The following is a 15,996-nucleotide window of genomic DNA, read 5'->3' as shown; positions in this document are numbered from 1 at the left end:
AGCACCGGCGCCTGGTCGTAGCGGGCCGGAGCCTGTGGCCGCGAGCTCAGATGGAGCGTCGCCGACCCGGCGACGACGGCCACTCCCAGGAACACCGCCACGAACGTGCCGGCGAAACTGGCGAACCGGTGCCGGACCATCGCCCACGCCGCCGTCATCGGGCCACCACCGTGTGCTGCGCGTGAGCGATGTGCAGGGCGATCCGCTCCGCGCCGGCCGCTCCGGGCAGCTCGTCGAACACTCGGCCGTCGGCCAGGAACAACACCCGGTCGGCGGTCGCCGCGGCCAGCGGATCGTGGGTCACCATGACGATCGTCTGCCGATGACGGTCCACCGCCTCGCGCAGCAGCCGCAGCACCGCGGCGCCGGACGCCGCGTCCAGCGCGCCGGTCGGCTCGTCGGCGAAGAGCACCGCCGGCCGGGACACCAGCGCGCGGGCGATCGCCACCCGTTGCTGCTGACCGCCGGAGAGCTCGGATGGTCGATGTCCCTCACGGCCGGCCAGACCCACCTCGGCCAGCATCGCCGCCACCGCGCCCGGCTCCGGACGGCGCCGGGCCAGCCGCAGCGGTAACGCCACATTCTGTGCCGCGGTCAACGCCGGAACCAGGTTGAACGCTTGGAAGACGAAGCCGACGCGGCTGCGGCGCAGGCGGGTCAGCGCACGCTCACTCATGCCCCCGACCGGCACGCCGTCGATGACGACCTCGCCGTTGGACAGCCGGTCCAGCCCGGCCGCGCAGTGCAGCAGGGTGGACTTGCCCGACCCGGAGGGGCCCATGACCGCGGTGAAGGTGCCCGGCTCGAACCGGGCGTCCACCCGGTCCAGGGCGGTGACCGCACGCTCGCCGGTCCCATACGTCCTGGTCGCCGCCCGCAGCTCGACCGCTGGAGTTCCGTGATCCGTCATGCCGACCAGCAAACCGTTTCGGAGGGCCCGGCACAGTCACGCAGAGTCCACACTCGAAGGTAACGACAGCACTACCGACACCGGCCCGCCCGGCCGGTAGCGTGCCGGGCATGCAGCCCCGCAACGCGCTCGAAGCGCTCACTCTGCGGCCGGCCGCGCTGTTGCGATCGTCCTGGCCATGGCGCTCCGTCGCCTATCTGGCGAGCGGCTCCCTACTGGGCGCCGCCACCATCGCGGCGGTGGCGGTGATGCTCGTCGTCGGCACTCTCCTGGCGGCGGTGATCGTCGGCGTCGCCGGTTACGTGGGGTGTCTGCTGTCCGGCATCGTGGTGGCCCGCGTCGAGCGGCGGCGGCTCCGGCTGGTCGACCGCGATGAGCTGCCCGATCCGCATCTACCACCGCCGCGGGCCGGCCTTCGTGCGTGGGTCACCCTGCGGCTGCGGGAAGAGGCGACCTGGCGGGAGCTGTTCTACGCGGCGCTGGCGGCGGCGATGTTGAGCTGGATGGACCTGCTCGTCCTGATCGGCGTCACCTACACGCTGATGATCTCGATCGGCGCGCCGTGGACCATCGCTGACGAGCCGCTGTCCTCGACTCTGCCGGCCGTCTTCGCCGGGCTGCTGCTGGGGCCGATCCTGGCGTATCCGGTGATCGCCTGGGCCGGCGCCCGCGCGGCGATGGCTCGCGCCATGCTCACACCGCCCGACGACGCCCGCCTGAAAGAACTCACCCGGTCACGGGCACGGCTCGTCGACGCCTTCGAGGTGGAGCGCCGGCGCATCGAGCGTGACCTGCACGACGGCGCACAACAGCGACTCGTCGCGCTCAGCATGCAACTCGGCATGGCACGTCTGGAGGTGCCGGCCGGGGCGCCCGGAGCGGAGCCGCTCGCCGCCGCTCATCAGCTGGCAAAGCAGGCACTCACCGACCTGCGGGAGTTGATTCGGGGCGTCCATCCGAAGGTCCTGACCGACCGTGGCCTGGCCGCGGCCGTGGGTGAGGCCGCTTCCATCGCACCGCTGCCCGTCGACCTCGATCTGCGCCTACCCGGGCGCTTGCCGTCGGCCGTGGAGGTGACTGCCTATTTCGTGGTGTCCGAGGCGCTCACCAATGTGGCCAAGCACGCCGGGGCCGAGCGGGCCCGGGTCGAGGCGTTTCTGACGGGGGATCGGCTGATCGTGCAGGTCCGCGACGACGGGCGCGGCGGGGCCGACCCGGCGGACGGTTCCGGCCTGATGGGGCTCGCCGACCGGGTGGCGGTCCTCGATGGGACGGTGAACCTGTCCAGCCCACCCGGGGGTCCTACGCTGTTGCGCGTGGAGATCCCGGTTCCGGAGGAAGCCGCATGAGGGTGGTCATCGCGGAGGACGGCGTGATCGTCCGGGAGGGGGTGGCCGGGATGCTGCGCCGGTTCGGCCACGAGGTGGTCGCCGCTGTCGGGGATGCGGTCGCGTTGCGAGAGGCGGTCGCCGAGCACCGGCCGGACGTGGTCGTCACCGACGTTCGGATGCCCCCGGGGTTCAATGACGAGGGTCTCCAGGCAGCGATCGAGATGCGGAAAGCCGATCCGGAACTGCCGGTTCTGGTGCTCAGTCAGTATGTCGAGCAGACCTACGCCGCGGAGCTGATCGACTCCGATCATGGGGCGGGCGTCGGCTATCTGCTGAAGGACCGTATCGGTGAGGTCACCGAGTTCGTCGAGGCACTGGAGGGGGTGGCGGCCGGTCGCACCGTGGTCGACCCGGAGGTGGTTCGCCAGTTGCTGGGCCGGCGTCGCGATCCACTGCACCGGCTCACCGTCCGCGAGCGGGAGGTCCTGGCGCTGATGGCCGAGGGCCGTTCCAACACGGGCATCGCCCGGGAAATGGTCGTCACCGAGGCGATGGTCGCCAAACACATCAACAGTCTGCTCGCCAAACTCGAACTGCCACCGGACAGCGACGACCACCGCCGGGTCCGTGCCGTCCTCGCCTATCTGCGCGGCTGACCGCACAGCCGGGCCAGCCCAGCCGCGGCGCCCTTCGGGCTGCTCGTCGTGTGGCTCGGTCGGGTTGCGTTGAGTTCCGGGCTGGTTGCGTGCCCTTCGGGCTGCTCGTCGTGTGGCCTGGTCCGGTTGCGTTGAGTTTCCGGGCCGGTTCGTGCCCTTCGGGCTGATGCCCGTGCGGTCTGGTCCGGTTGCCTTGAGTTTCCGGGCCGGTTCGTGCCCTTCGGGCTGATCCCCGTGCGGTCTGGTCCGGTTGCCTTGAGTTCTGGGCCGGTTCCGCGCGGTTCGGAGGGTTCCGTGCTTTTCGGGGTGACCGTCGTTCTGTTGGAGGCACCCACTGGCGCCAACGAAGCGGACGAGCGTGACAGGTCGGTCCGCTGGGAGACGGCCAGTTGACGGCGAAGACGGACGTCGATCATCGGCGCCCGTCGAGGGGGCGGTTCGCGGTGAGCGGCGGCGTGTGTCGGCTGGGAAGGGGTGTTTGCCGGGAAGGGTGTTTGCCGGGGCGTGCACTGATGCGAGTGGCGCCTCGATGCGAGAAGCCGGAGTCAGTCGCCGACGGTGACGGTGATCGTGGCCAGGAGGCCTGCGGTCAGGTCGAATCGGTCGCGGGGGACGACGTGGAGAGGGCCACCGGCGGTGGAGTGGAGGGGGCCGCCGCTGTTGGGCTGGGGGTCTTCGGTGGGAGGAAGGCCGGCGGTCACCTGGCCGGCGATCTGTTCCGGGACGTACAGGGGGCCGCAGTAGGTCGTCGTTCGGCCGCCTGCCAGGTACCCGCCCACGTGGACCGAGGCGGTGATCTGGACCGGTTTTCCGGGTTCGCGGCCGGGATGGACGGTGCGGAACTCGGCGTAGCCGTCGGTGTCGGTGACCTGGGCGCCGCGCAGTTCGCCGTTGCCGGTGGGTTCGCGGTGGCGGAGGTCCACGACGGCCGCGGCGACAGGGGTGGCGTCGAAGGCGTCCAGGACGCGAATTCGCAGCATCAGCGGAACGCCAGGGCGGTCGCCGGCGATGTCACGGCGGACGAGTTCCAGGGGGAGGGTGTCGGTTCGGCCGGGTTCGGCGAGGGGGAGGCGGGCCGGTTCGGGCCCTCTGGTGACCGGTCGCGGCACCTGCCTGCTGATGACCGGCGTGCTCCGGCTCTCCTCGTTGCGCACGGCAAACCCCCGCTGTAGATCACGTCAACGAGTTGATCTTCGCAGGAGAAATGCCAATCCCGGGGGTTTTTGAATCATTTGTCCGCTGTGGCAGGAGTGGCTTTCCGTAACAGGAGACGCGCACACTGCCTGGCAAGGCGTGGCCACGCTCACCGCCCTGGGCGTGGTCGATCCGGACCGCCTGGCCGGAGTGCGGTCCCACCGGGACGCTTCCACCCGAGTGTCCCGGAAACGCTGCGGGCGGGCGGGGCGTTGCCGCGCCCGCCCGCCTGCAGCGCATTCGCCACGACGAGCCGGCCTGCCACCGCCAGGCTGAAGCGAAATCCGCCGGCTGGTCCGAAGCGAAGTCCGCCGGGTGGGAGAGGAAATCGCCGTGTAGTCACGGGCGATTCGCAAGAGGACCCCGATACGGAGACCCGAGACGGCGGTAAAGCTGTAAATCGCCTTACAGGAGAACCGCACCGAGCCGCCGAGCCGCGTGGCCGCGGACGCCGAGCCGGGTCGGATGTTGAACTGGCCGGACGTTGAGCTGGCCGGATGTCGAGTCGAGCCTGATGCCGAGCCAGCCGGTTCTCGAGCCAGGCCGGATCTCGAGCCAACCAGCCAGCCAATGGCGCCCTGCAGGCTGGCCGAAGACGTCGACCGAGACGCATCGTCGGAAACAAATACCGCGTCAGCTGATCACGCCGCGCGGGAGTAGACGCACGCGGCGCTTGCCGCACGCACCGCACCGCACCGCACCGCACCGCACCGCACCGCGCCGTGCCGTGCCCGATGCAAACGCCGGGCGGGATCGAGAGGGGAGCCTGAGCAATGACTGAGCGGCCCGGCCCCGGCCTCGGCAACGTCGCGCCGGGGGCGGGGCCGGGGGAGTGTCATTGGCCGAGGCGGCGGTACAGGCGGACGGACAGTGGGCCGAAGACGGCGATCAGGGCGACCGGCCAGGCGACCGCCAGGAGCAGCGCGTGTTCGGCCGGCCAGGAGTCGGAGCCGAGTCCGGGGTTGCCGAACAGGTCGCGTAGGGCGGTGGTGGTCGCGGAGATCGGGTTCCACTCGGAGACGGTGCCGAGCCAGCCGGGCATCAGTTCGGGGGCGACGAACACATTGGAGACGGCGCTGAGCGGGAACGCCAGCGGGAACACGATCATCGAGACGGTGTCCGCGTTCGGGGTGGACAGGCCGAGGGCTACGCCTACGCAGCTCAGGGACAGGCGCAGTAGGAGGAGCAGGCCGATCGCGGCCAGGACGTTGCCGAGCCCCAGATGCCAGCGCCAGCCGACGAGGAGGCCGCAGACCACGAGGACGGAGGTCTCCAGCAGAGCCCGCGCCAGGTCGGCCGTGACCCGGCCGGTGATCAGCGCGGATCTTGCCATCGGCATCGACCGGAACCGGTCCAGTACGCCACGGCCCACGTCGACGGCGATGCCGGTGGCGGTCGCGCCGATGCCGTACAGCATGGTCATCACGAAGACGCCGGGGATCAGGAACTCTCGATATCCGCCGCCGCCCGGCACCGACATGCCGCTACCGAACACATAGCCGAACACCAGCACGAACATGATCGGCAGGCTGAAATAGATGACGATCTCCTCGGGCGCCCGCACCACATGCCGCAGGTAACGCCCGGCCATCACCCGGCCATCGGCGATCGCCGCACTCATGCCGCCACCTCCGAAGACGAAGAGGCGGAGGACGAGGGGGAGACGGACTGCGAAGGAGAGGCGGACGACGAAGGCGAGGACGCGGACGGCGCGGGGGAGGAGGCAGTGGAGGGTGAGTACCCGGCGAGCGGTGTGGACCCGGCGGCGGTCGGGGGGCGCGGAGGGGCCGGCGGCGCAGGTGGGCGGTCGGCCGGGTGGCGGGCGGTCAGATGGAGGAAGGCCTCGTCCAGGGTGGGACGGTGCAGGCCGATGTCGGCCACGGTGATTCCGGCCTCCTGCATGGCGCGGACGGTTGCGGTCAGCGTTTCCACCCGGTCCTTGAGCAGGGGTACGCGCAACCGCCGCTGATCCGGGTCGATGTGTGGCGGGGCGCCCGTGATGCGGGTCAGAACGGCTGCCGCGTCGCCGAGGAGGGCGCCGTCGCGGATGACGACTTCGAGGCGGTCCGCGCCGAGGGCCGACTTGAGTTCGTCGGGACTGCCCTCGGCGACGACCCGGCCGGCGTCGACGACCGAGATCCGGCCGGCCAGCTGGTCGGCCTCCTCCAGATACTGGGTGGTGAGGAGCACCGTGGTGCCGTCGGCGACCAGGCCGCGGACGGCGTCCCACACCTGGTTGCGGCTGCGCGGGTCGAGGCCGGTGGTGGGTTCGTCGAGGAACAGCACCTGGGGGCGGCGGATGAGGCTGGCCGCCAGGTCGAGGCGCCGCCGCATGCCGCCGGAGTAGTCCTTCGCGGAGCGGCCGGCCGCGTCGGTGAGGCCGAACCGTTCGAGTAGTTCGTCGGCGCGGGTGCGGGCGTCCCGGGGGCGCAGGTGGTGCAGGCGGCCGAAGAGGACGAGGTTCTGCCGGCCGCTGAGCAGTTCGTCGACGGCCGCGTACTGACCGGCCAGCGCGATCCGCTCGCGGACCAGGCCGGGCTGGCGGGAGACGTCGGCGCCGGCCACCTCCGCCCGGCCGGCGTCGAAGCCGAGGAGGGTGGACAGCACCCGTACGGCGGTGGTCTTCCCGGCCCCGTTGGGGCCCAGCAGCCCGTGCACGATGCCGGCCGGTACCTCCAGATCGAACCCGTCGAGAGCGGTGGCACCCTGTCCGCCCCGATAACGTTTGTGCAGCCCGGAGGCCACGATCGTGGATGTCATGGAGCCAGGCTGGCGGGTCGCGCTGACCGGGCGCGCACCGTGCGCTGACGGGGCGCTGACCATCCGTCCCGATATCGGTGAGAGCGAATCGAGAGCGTATCGACAGCCGTCGTCCCTAACGTTCGGCTACCGGCCGGTCACCCCGGCGGTCTGCGGCGACATGGGGGACGACGACATGGGACATCTCTCTGCGCTGGTGGCGCTCCTCGGGGCGCTGACCCTCCTGAACCTGCTGCTGACGTTCGGGATCATCCGCCGGCTGCGGACCCGCCCGGCGAACCCGATCGTCACCACGCCGGGGTTCCTGTCGCCCGGCACGCTGATCGGTGACTTCACCGGCCACGACCTCGACGGCCGGCCGGTGTCCCGGAGTGCGCTGTCCGGCCGTACCCTCGTCGGGTTCTTCTCTCCCGGATGCGACGCCTGCCGGGACATGCTCCCGGACTTCGTCGCCGCGGCCGCGGCCTTCGGGCGGGATCGGACGCTCGCGATCGTGATGTCCGGCGTCGCGTCGGCGTCGGACTACCTGCCGGCGCTGACCCCCGTCGCCCGAGTCGTGCCCGACGACCCGGACGGGCCGCTGATCTCGGCGTTCGCCATCACCGCCTTCCCGTCGTTCTTCGTGGTGGCCGCCGACGGCCGGATCGTCGCCGGCGGGGTCGCCCTCGACGACCTGCCGATCGCGGCGGTGGCGTGACCGGCCCGGAACCCGGCGCGCACGGCACCGTCGCCCTGCTGCGGGCGGCGTTCACGCTGGCCTGGCGTGCGTCGCGGTGGCTGCTCGCGGCCCGTGCCGGGACCGCGCTGATCGGCGGGCTCGCCCCGGTGGCCGTCGCCTGGCTGACCAAGATGCTGCTCGACCACCTGGTCGGGGCCGGTACGGACGCCGAGGTGCTGGCCGTCGTGCTCGCCCTGGCTGCAGCCGGACTGGTCGGCGCGCTGATGCCGTCGGCCGGGGAGTTCATCGACGCCGAACTGAGCCGGCGCACCCAGCTCGCCGGGCGGGAGCAGCTGTTCCGGGCGATCGGCGGGTTCGGCGGCCTGGGCCGGTTCGAGGACCCGGACTTCCAGGACCGGCTCCAGGTGGCCGTCTCCGGCGGGCCCGCCACCCCGGCGCAGGTGACCGCGAACGGCCTGGCCATCGCCCAATCCACGGTCACCATCGCCGGGTTCGTGGCCGCACTGGCGCACCGGCTCAGCACCGTCCGCGACGCCGACACCATCGCCGTGCTGTCCGGCGGTGTGGTCACCGAACTCGGTGACCACGCCACCCTCCTGGTCGCCGGGGGGATCTATGCCGGCCTCTACACCCGGCAGGCGTCCGGTTATGCCGAGGAGCTTCGCCCGCCGACCGGTGGGTGAGAGTCAGCCGGCCGGTCACCCACCGGCCGGCGATTACCAGGGAGTGAGCACATGAGCATGTTGGGCAAGCTCGCCGATCGCCTGCTGGCGACCGTCGCTCCGACCGCCGAGGTCGACGCCGCCTGCATCCTGCTGCGCAGGACGACCGTCCAGGCCGGCTGGTGCCGCGGCAGCGTCACGGGGGACCGCATCCCGCGCTACCGGTACACCTACATCTACGACAACTGCGCGGACCGGGTCACGTACAGCTGCCCCGCCGCCTGATCCCGTTCCGCCCTGCCGCCGGGTGGTCACCCGGCGGCAGGGTCTTCTCTGTCCACGAGAGGGCCGCTCATGCTGATCGCCGCGGCCGGTGCCGTAACCCTGTGGATCCGTGCCGCCGTGCTGCTCCAACCCGGCTTCAGGGTGAGGTCAGGGGCAGGTTGACGGCCTCGTCCGGGGTGAGGGCGGCGCCTGCGGCGAGTGCCGCCGCGAACCGTTGCGGGCCGAGAACCGCCCGCGCGGCCCCGGCGGTGGTCCGAGCCGGTTCGGCGGCCTCCGGATCGGAACGCAGACCCAGAGCCTGGACCGCACCGAGCAGCCGGGCGGCCCGCTCCGGCCGGCCGGCGGCGACGGCCAGCCCGGCGAGCCGGTCCAGTGCCTCCGCCATCACCTGGAACCCGAGCATCCCACCGCGAACGGTGAACACCTCCCGATAGCGGGCCTCGGCGGTCACCGGGTCACCGGACATCTCCGCGATCCGGCCCAGGATCACCAGGATCGTCATCCGGGTCCCGTCGGCGCTGTACCAGCCGGCCGGGCACGCCGCGAGCGCCTCGAGGCCGTACCGCGACGCCTCCGCCAGCGCATCCCGGTCGATGTTGCCGTTCGGCGAGCCCGACCCCGCCACCGACGGGTCGTCGATACCGCCGTTCGGCGGGTCGGAGGGAGCCGGGACGGCCCGGGTCAGCGCCAGCGAACCCAGCCCGAGCAGGGCGGCCGCCAGCAGTTCGGGGGCGCCGGCGGCGCGGGCCTGTTCGGCGGCACGGGTGAAGTCGGCGGCGGCGCCCCCGAGGTCGCCGGTGTCCATCCGGGCCTGGGCCCGGCCGCGCAGCAGATCGGCGACGTCGACCGCCGAGCCGAGTTCACCGGCCAGGCGCAGCGCCTCCGCGGTGGGGGCGATGGCGGCGGCCGGGTCACCGCGCCAGGAGGCGAGTTCGGCCAGGCCGGACAGGGCGAGCATGGTGCCCCACCGGTCGCCGAGAGCCCGGAAACCGTCGAGCGAGGTACGGAACTCGGGTTCGGCGAGCGCCGGATCCGCGCCGGAGAACAGCACCATCCAGCCGGCGCCGATGCTGCCGAGGGCCCGGCTCCACGGGTCACCGGCGATCTGGGCGCGCAGCCGGCGGTTGAGTTCGACGATGTCGCCCGGGTCGTCGGAGGGCGGGCCCACCGCCATCGCCGACAGGTACAGCAGGAACGGGTGCGCCGGCGCGGCGGTCAGCGTCCGCATGTAGTCGGCCCAGCGCGCCACCGGGCGATCGGCGGCAGCACGGTTGCTGAGGGCCGCGTTGAACACGCTCAGCACGTACTCCTCGGTGTGTCCCGGCGGCGGCTCCGGGCCGGCCTCGCGCAGGGCGAGCCCGGAGAGGGTCGCGGCCTCGTTGCGCAGCCCGCGCAGCCACCAGTAGAACGAGAGCGCGGCGACCAGCCGCAACCCGGTTCCGGTCGCGCCGTGCGCGACGCTGCGGCGCAACGCGGCGTGCAGGTTGTCGCGGTCGGCGTCGAGGCGGTCCAGCCAGACGATCTGATCCCGACCTCGGAGGTACGGGTCAGCGCGCTCCGCGAACTCCAGGAAGTACGCGGCGTGCCCCCGGTGCCATCGATCACGTTCCCCGGACTCGGCCAGCCGCTCCGCGCAGAACGCCCGGATGGTCTCCAGCATCCGGTAGCGGTCCCCGTCCCGTTCGATCAGCGACTTCCCGACCAGCCCCGCGAGCACGTCGACGACCTCCGGCCGCAGCCCGGTGACGTGCACCGCCGCCTCCGCCCGTGGCCTGGCGCCCGTGGTCGCGAAGCCGGTCCCGGCCTCTGACGGTGGCCTGGCGCCCGTGGTCGCGAAGCCGGTCCCGGCCTCTGACGGTGGCCTGGCGCCCGTGGTCGCGAAGCCGATCGCGGCCTCTGACGGTGGCCTGGCGCCTGTGGTCGCGGAGGCGGTTCCGGCCTCTGACGGTGGGCCGGTGCCCGTCGCGGGTTCCGGTCCGGGTGGGGTGCCGAAACCGCAGATCCGCTCCACGGCGTCGAGGGTCGCGCCGCCGGTGAAGACGGTGAAACGGCGGGCCAGGACGCGTTCCGGTTCGGTGAGCAGGTCCCAGCTCCAGGCGACGACCGCCTGCAGCGTCCGGTGCCGGTCGGCGGCGGTGCGGCTGCCGGCGGACAGCAGCCGGAACCGGTCGCCGAGCCGGGCGGCGATCTCGGTGACCGGCAGCGCGTGCAGGCGGGCCGCCGCGAGTTCGACGGCGAGCGGCAGGCCGTCGAGGGTCCGGCAGAGCCGCCGGATCGCGCCGGCGTTCGCGGCGGTGACGGCGAACCCGGGTACCACGTCGGCGGCCCGGTCCAGGAAGAGCCGCACCGCCGGGAACCCGGCGAGGTCCGCGACCTCCGGACCGCCCGGGAGAGCCGGCCCCGAGGGAGCAGCGCCGGGTAGCGGGTCGTGGGGAGACGCGCCGGGGACCGAGCCGGAAGAAGAGGCGCCGGGGATCGGGCCGGTGGGAAGGACGGCGGGGGCGCCGGGGATCGGGCCGGCGGGAAGGACGGCGGGAGCGCCGGGGGACTCCGGGGGGACCGGGAGGCCGCCGACCGGGAGGAGGGCCTCGCCGGTGATGCCGAGCGGCTCCCGGCTGGTGGCGAGGATCCGCAGGCCGGGAGCACCCGCCAGCAGGCGCCCGGCGAGTGCGGCGGCCGCGTCGATGACGTGTTCGCAGTTGTCCAGCACCAGCAGGAGGTGCCGGTCGGCGAGGGCGGCGACGAGCCGGTCGACGGCACCGGGTGCGGCGACCGCCGGGGACTGCCAGTGTGCGGGGGCGGCGGGCGGGTTGACGAGGACGTCGCGGAGGCCGAGGGCGGCCTGGACGGCCGACGGCACACCGTCGGGGCCGGCGCCGGCGAGTTCCACGAACCAGACGTCGCCGTCGTGGCGGGACGCGGCCTCCGCGGCGAGCCGGGTCTTCCCGGCGCCGCCGGGTCCGTGCAGGGTGACCAGGCGGCGGGTACGCAGCGCGCCCGCGACCCGGGACAGTTCGCCGTCGCGTCCGACGAAGCTGGTCAGCTGGCTGGGGACGCCGTGCCGGGCCGGACCGGGCCGGGGGCCGGGGTGATGGCGCAGCAGGCCGGTGTGCAGGGCGGACAGCTCGGGGGAGGGGTCGGCACCGAGTTCGTCGGCCAGGGTGCGGCGGGCGTCCTCGAACGCGGTGAGCGCCTCCGCGGGCCGGCCCTCCGCCGCGAGGGCCCGCATCAGCAGGGCGCGGGGGCGTTCGCGGAGCGGGTGCGCGGCGATCAGGTCGCGCAGTTCGGTGATCGCGTCGGCCGGGAGCGGGGCCGGCAGGGCGAGTTCGGCGTCGTACCGGTTCTCCAGGGCGGTGAGCCGCAGCTCGCCGAGCCGGGCTGCCTGGGCCTGCGCGAACGGCGCGTCCCGTACGTCCACGAGGGGTTCACCCCGCCAGAGACCCGCCGCCTCGCGCAGCAGGGTGACCGCCCGCTGTGGCTCGCCGGCCGCGAGAGCCCGGTGCCCGTCGGCGGCGAGTGCGGCGAACCGGTGGACGTCGACGTCGTCGGGCGCCGCCGCCAGACGGTATCCGGCCGGGCCCAGCTCGACCGGCAGCGACTGCCGCAGCCGGGACACCTGCGACTGGAGCGCATTGGCGGCCCCGGCCGGTGGGGTGTCGCCGTAGAGACCGTCGATCAGCCGGTCGATCGGCACCGCCCGGCCGGCGTCGAGCAGCAGCATCGCGAGCAGCGCGCGCAGGCGGGGGCCACCGAGCGGGATCGGGGTCCCGTCCGGTCGCTCCGCCCGGACGGGACCCAGGATGCCGAACCGCATGCCGACGATTCTGCCGCCCGGGGTCCGTCCAGCGAGGACCCGGGCACCGAGCCGCCCCGGACAGCGCCGCCGGCCACCGGAAACGTGCCGGGAAGCACCACCGGCGGCGCGCCGGGAACCACCGCGGACGGCGCGTCAGGAGGGCGCCGCCGACGCGCGCCGGAAAAGGTGCCGCCGGAAAGGTGCCGCCGCAAGGGCGCCGCAAGCGGAGCGGCGAACCGATCAGGCCACGGCGCTGGCGACCCGGTTACGGCCGGCGTTCTTGGCTGCGTAGAGCGCCCGGTCCGCCGCCAGCACCAGCTCGTCGGTGGTTCCGGCGGCCGGCATCCCGGCGATACCGACCGAGACGGTGACGGTGAGCAGACGCGACTCGTCGACGGCGATGGGCGCGGCGCCGACACCACGGCGGATGCGTTCGGCGACCTCGCCGGCCTGCTCGGTGCTGGTGTCCGGCAGCAGGACCGCGAACTCCTCGCCGCCGTAGCGGGCGACCACGTCGCCGGGCCGGACGAGTTCCCGCAGACGGTGGGTCACCTCGACGAGGACCCGGTCGCCGCCGTTGTGGCCGTACGTGTCGTTGACGCTCTTGAAGTGGTCGATGTCGAGCAGTAGCACGCTGACCGGCACGCCGTTCTTGGCCGAGCGTTCGCCCTGGTTGCCGAGGGCCTGTTCGAAGAACCGGCGGCTGCGCAGCCCGGTGAGCCCGTCGGTGACGGCCGCGTGCCGCTGCGCCTGGACGAGTCCCGCCATCCGCAGCATGACCAGCAGGAACACCAGGTTGCAGACGACCGCTGCGGCGACCACGTGCTCTTCGCCGCCGGTGTAGTGCTGGATGACGATCGACGTGGGGGCGGTGACCGCGGCGATCGCCAGGACCGCGAGCCGGCCGGGGGTGGCGTCCGGGGTGACGGCGTTGGAGGTGCTGATCATCTTCGGGATCGACGGGTGCAGAAGCCCGGCCGCGATGATGAGGCTCGCGCCCATCCAGAGCGCGTCGAGGAAGTTTCCGGCCTGGTAGGTGCCGGCCTGCGTCTGGTAGCCGTAGAACGCGTCGGCGACCAGGACCAGGCCGAGGTAGCCGCCGACGAACCGCAGCGCCGCGGTGCGGGGCCCGGCGCCGAGCATGAGCCGCGCGCCGACCACGATGATCATCAGGTCGCCGACCGGGTAGGCGACCGACACCAGCGAGGTGAACTTGTCACCGAAATCGACCAGCGGCACGATCAGGAACTGGAACACCAGGTAACCGGCCCCGATGGCGACGATCGCCGCGTCGATCATGCTGGCGCTGTCCCAGCCCGGGGTCCGCCGCCGGACGATCAGCAGCAGCCCGACCGCCATCAGCGGGTAGGCGAGCAGGTAGAACAGGTCGGGGACGCCCGGGTACGGCGGTTCACCGTGCACGAGCGCGTCGACGTAGAACAGCACGTCCCCGGTGACGCCGGCCGCCGCGGAGCCGGCGAGCAGCAGCATGATCGTCCGCATCGCCGGTTGCCGCCGGGCGGTGACCAGCGCCGCGACGGCGAAGGCGCTGTTGGCACTGACGTAGAGCGCGACCTGGGCGCCGGGCCAGATGCCGGTGTGGGCGAGCAGGTAGTAGGCACCGATGAGCAGGGGAGCGGCGGCGAGGCAGACATGCCAGGCCGCCACACGACGGGGGGTCATGTGCCCAGATTGATCACCCGCGGGTGCCGGCCGGCTGTGGTTCGGTTGCGATCGGGGTGCCGGTCTCCGCGGGCCGGCGGCCGAAGACGAACAGCCGCTGGACGGCGAACCCGGCGAGGAACAGGGCCGCCTCGGTGACGACCTTGCTGACCGCCAGCGAGCCGGTCACCGGTGTGAGCAGTTCGAGGAGTGCCACGTTGGCGGTCAGCGACACGAGCGCCAGGGCGGCGTAGCGGGGTGCGGCCTGCCGGTGCGGGGTCCGGCCGTCGCCACCGAAGACGGCGGTGCGGTTGACCGTGTAGTTGAGGGTGGCACTGATCAGCCGGGCGGCGATCGCGGACGTGACGAGCTGCCCGGTCCAGGAGACGAGCATCGCGAGCAGGGCGGCGTCGACGGCGAACGCGAGCAGGGACGACCCGGCGAAGGCGAGCAGCGGCCCGTAGATCCGCGCCGAGTCGACGACCGGCCGGAAGTGCGAGGAACTGTTGCCGTCGAGGTAGACGGTGGCGATGCCGACCTCCTCGACGGGCAGGCGCTCCCGGGCGGCGCGCAGCAGAAGCCTCAACTCGTACTCGAAGCGGTCGCCGGGCACCCGGCCCAGCCAGCCGAGCATCCGGGCGGGGTAGCCGCGCAGCCCGGTCTGGGTGTCGCTGACCGCGAGCCCGGTGATCATCCGGAACAGGATCCGGGTGGCGGCGTTGCCGTACCGGCTGCGGGCGGGCACCGGCCCGGTGAACCGGCGTACCCCGAGCACCATGGCGGCCGGTGAGGTGCGCAGCCGGCCGGCGACGGCCTCGATGTCCTCGGCCCGGTGCTGCCCGTCGCTGTCGGCGCAGACCACGTCCACGCCCGGATGGCGGGCCGCGATGTGCGCGAAGCCGGTCTTGAGGGCGAAACCCTTACCCCGGTTGCCGGCCAGGGTGATCACGTCGGCGCCGGCCTGGCGGGCCTCTTCGAAGACATGACGGTACGAGCCACCCGAGCCGTCGTCGACGATGAGGATCCGGTGGCCGCCCAGCCGTGAGACGAGGCGCACGAGCCGCTGGTCGGGCTGGTAGGCGGGGATCAGCACGATCATCGTCATCACCCGGCCACGTAGAGGATGTCGCTGGTGCCGCGTTCCCGGCCCTTGCCGAGCGGGTTGTTGACCAGCCTGTCCTGGAAGACCATCGCCGAGGACCCGCCACCGTCGAGGTTGTAGGCGACCTGTGCCCCGAGATCGGTGAAGATCTGCGCGAACTCCGGCATGGTCACGCCCCGGCTGTAGCCCTTGCTGCGCCCGTCGACGACCACGAACAGCAGGTGGTTGCCGTCGACGATGCCGATCCCGGTGCGGGGCTGCTGCCCCTGGATCGAGTGGTTGCCGAAGTTGGTGTCGACCTCGATCCGGTCGATCCCGGCGATCACCGCCCCGTCCTGGACGAGCCCGGGCCCGAACGACAGCGTGTTCCACACCCCGTCCTCGATCAGCTCGCCGGCGCTGGTCGTCGTCTCGTCGTAGAGCCTCATCGACCCGTCGGCGTACAGCGCCAGTCCCTGCCGGGCACCGGAGTCACGGAACGTCACCCCGTTGCGGATGACGATGCCGGTGTCCCGGAACCCGTAGTAGTCGCCGTTGATGGCGAGGACCGCGCCGACGGAGGCGGCGATCTCCGACGGGTTCGCGATGATGTTCTCGCCGAACCGGTCCTCGGCGAACGCCGACTTCACGATCGTCGCGTCGGTAACCTGCACGTCGGCCACGTAGTAGGTGACCTTGTCGTCGCCCGAGCCGGTCGCCACGCTTCTGATCTTGATGGTGGCGGTGTCGCTGGCGTAACTGCTGGCAGTTGCCGTGCCGGTGCCGTCCGCCTCGGCCGCGACCACGTTCTGTGCGGCCAATTGAGAGGCACCGGAGACTTCGACGTGGTCGAGGACGTAGCGGTCGAGAGCCCAGGCACTACCGCCGCCGGCGGCGGCGAGCAGGCCCAGACCGCCGGCGACCAGGCCGCGGCGGCTGATCCGGTGGGGCTGCGGGGGTACGGGGTTCGTCGTCACGCA

13 protein-coding genes are annotated in these 15,996 nt (G+C 72.7%); 5 read left to right on the top strand and 8 right to left on the bottom strand.

The window, feature by feature from the left end:
• Window positions 1-154: 154 nt before the first annotated feature.
• Complete coding sequence (locus BC793_RS01625; RefSeq protein WP_109589081.1) at window positions 155-910, bottom strand: ABC transporter ATP-binding protein; 756 nt, start codon at window positions 908-910, stop codon at window positions 155-157.
• 110 nt (window positions 911-1,020) lie between these two features.
• On the opposite strand from BC793_RS01625, the gene BC793_RS01620 reads away from it, so the two are divergent.
• Together BC793_RS01620 and BC793_RS01615 are read left to right on the top strand one after the other, a co-directional pair.
• Window positions 1,021-2,259 (top strand): sensor histidine kinase, encoded by a 1,239-nt coding sequence (locus tag BC793_RS01620; protein ID WP_109588720.1) that lies wholly within the window; start codon window positions 1,021-1,023, stop codon window positions 2,257-2,259.
• Window positions 2,256-2,897: a response regulator transcription factor gene (locus tag BC793_RS01615; RefSeq protein ID WP_109588719.1), complete on the top strand. Its 642-nt coding sequence runs from the start codon at window positions 2,256-2,258 to the stop codon at window positions 2,895-2,897. Before BC793_RS01620 ends, BC793_RS01615 begins: the two co-directional genes overlap by 4 nt.
• A gap of 545 nt (window positions 2,898-3,442) precedes the next feature.
• Here the strand turns inward: BC793_RS01615 and BC793_RS01610 are convergent.
• The 3 genes from BC793_RS01610 to BC793_RS01600 form a co-directional block, all read right to left on the bottom strand.
• On the bottom strand, window positions 3,443-4,051 hold the full coding sequence (locus BC793_RS01610; RefSeq protein ID WP_109588718.1) for a peptidase associated/transthyretin-like domain-containing protein: 609 nt from the start codon (window positions 4,049-4,051) through the stop codon (window positions 3,443-3,445).
• Window positions 4,052-4,926: 875 nt separating this feature from the next.
• Complete coding sequence (locus BC793_RS01605; protein WP_109588717.1) at window positions 4,927-5,712, bottom strand: ABC transporter permease; 786 nt, start codon at window positions 5,710-5,712, stop codon at window positions 4,927-4,929.
• Window positions 5,709-6,851, bottom strand: a complete 1,143-nt coding sequence (locus tag BC793_RS01600) for an ATP-binding cassette domain-containing protein (RefSeq protein WP_109589080.1) — start codon at window positions 6,849-6,851, stop codon at window positions 5,709-5,711. The genes BC793_RS01605 and BC793_RS01600 overlap by 4 nt, the downstream gene beginning before the upstream one ends.
• 175 nt (window positions 6,852-7,026) lie before the next feature.
• Here BC793_RS01600 and BC793_RS01595 point away from each other — a divergent pair, with 175 nt between their 5' ends.
• Genes BC793_RS01595 through BC793_RS01585 form a run of 3 tightly spaced genes read left to right on the top strand, consistent with a single transcriptional unit; the run spans window position 7,027 to window position 8,477 of the window.
• The gene (locus tag BC793_RS01595; protein ID WP_158319177.1) at window positions 7,027-7,548 is read left to right on the top strand and encodes a TlpA disulfide reductase family protein; all 522 of its coding nucleotides are present in this window, start codon (window positions 7,027-7,029) and stop codon (window positions 7,546-7,548) included.
• On the top strand, window positions 7,545-8,213 hold the full coding sequence (locus tag BC793_RS52180; RefSeq protein WP_109588715.1) for a P-loop NTPase family protein: 669 nt from the start codon (window positions 7,545-7,547) through the stop codon (window positions 8,211-8,213). Before BC793_RS01595 ends, BC793_RS52180 begins: the two co-directional genes overlap by 4 nt.
• A 51-nt stretch (window positions 8,214-8,264) precedes the next feature.
• On the top strand, window positions 8,265-8,477 hold the full coding sequence (locus tag BC793_RS01585; protein WP_109588714.1) for a hypothetical protein: 213 nt from the start codon (window positions 8,265-8,267) through the stop codon (window positions 8,475-8,477).
• 136 nt (window positions 8,478-8,613) lie between these two features.
• Here the strand turns inward: BC793_RS01585 and BC793_RS51005 are convergent, their stop codons facing one another.
• From BC793_RS51005 to BC793_RS01565, 4 genes are all read right to left on the bottom strand, one after another.
• Window positions 8,614-12,291: a BTAD domain-containing putative transcriptional regulator gene (locus BC793_RS51005; protein WP_109588713.1), complete on the bottom strand. Its 3,678-nt coding sequence runs from the start codon at window positions 12,289-12,291 to the stop codon at window positions 8,614-8,616.
• 222 nt (window positions 12,292-12,513) lie between these two features.
• Window positions 12,514-13,956: a GGDEF domain-containing protein gene (locus BC793_RS01575; RefSeq protein ID WP_146246156.1), complete on the bottom strand. Its 1,443-nt coding sequence runs from the start codon at window positions 13,954-13,956 to the stop codon at window positions 12,514-12,516.
• A 13-nt stretch (window positions 13,957-13,969) separates the two neighbouring features.
• Window positions 13,970-15,034: a bifunctional glycosyltransferase family 2/GtrA family protein gene (locus BC793_RS01570; RefSeq protein WP_109589079.1), complete on the bottom strand. Its 1,065-nt coding sequence runs from the start codon at window positions 15,032-15,034 to the stop codon at window positions 13,970-13,972.
• Between the two features lie 5 nt (window positions 15,035-15,039).
• Window positions 15,040-15,993 carry a phosphodiester glycosidase family protein gene (locus BC793_RS01565; protein WP_170167184.1) on the bottom strand — a complete coding sequence of 318 codons (954 nt, stop codon included), beginning with the start codon at window positions 15,991-15,993 and terminating at the stop codon, window positions 15,040-15,042.
• Between the last annotated feature and the right edge of the window lie 3 nt (window positions 15,994-15,996).

The sequence above is a fragment of the Actinoplanes xinjiangensis genome (assembly GCF_003148685.1).
GTDB classification, from domain to species: Bacteria; Actinomycetota; Actinomycetes; order Mycobacteriales; family Micromonosporaceae; genus Actinoplanes; species Actinoplanes xinjiangensis.
Note: the sequence above shows the minus strand (reverse complement) of the source record. Positions and strands in the feature narration are given on the sequence as shown.

Bases quoted from the DNA above. Each gene is read 5' to 3' on its own strand.
- BC793_RS01625 (WP_109589081.1), bottom strand. From the start codon at position 910: ATGACGGATCACGGAACTCCAGCGGTCGAGCTGCGGGCGGCGACCAGG.
- BC793_RS01620 (WP_109588720.1), top strand. From the start codon at position 1,021: ATGCAGCCCCGCAACGCGCTCGAAGCGCTCACTCTGCGGCCGGCCGCG.
- BC793_RS01615 (WP_109588719.1), top strand. From the start codon at position 2,256: ATGAGGGTGGTCATCGCGGAGGACGGCGTGATCGTCCGGGAGGGGGTG.
- BC793_RS01605 (WP_109588717.1), bottom strand. From the start codon at position 5,712: ATGAGTGCGGCGATCGCCGATGGCCGGGTGATGGCCGGGCGTTACCTG.
- BC793_RS01600 (WP_109589080.1), bottom strand. From the start codon at position 6,851: ATGACATCCACGATCGTGGCCTCCGGGCTGCACAAACGTTATCGGGGC.
- BC793_RS01595 (WP_158319177.1), top strand. From the start codon at position 7,027: ATGGGACATCTCTCTGCGCTGGTGGCGCTCCTCGGGGCGCTGACCCTC.
- BC793_RS01585 (WP_109588714.1), top strand. From the start codon at position 8,265: ATGAGCATGTTGGGCAAGCTCGCCGATCGCCTGCTGGCGACCGTCGCT.
- BC793_RS51005 (WP_109588713.1), bottom strand. From the start codon at position 12,291: ATGCGGTTCGGCATCCTGGGTCCCGTCCGGGCGGAGCGACCGGACGGG.
- BC793_RS01575 (WP_146246156.1), bottom strand. From the start codon at position 13,956: ATGACCCCCCGTCGTGTGGCGGCCTGGCATGTCTGCCTCGCCGCCGCT.
- BC793_RS01570 (WP_109589079.1), bottom strand. From the start codon at position 15,034: ATGATCGTGCTGATCCCCGCCTACCAGCCCGACCAGCGGCTCGTGCGC.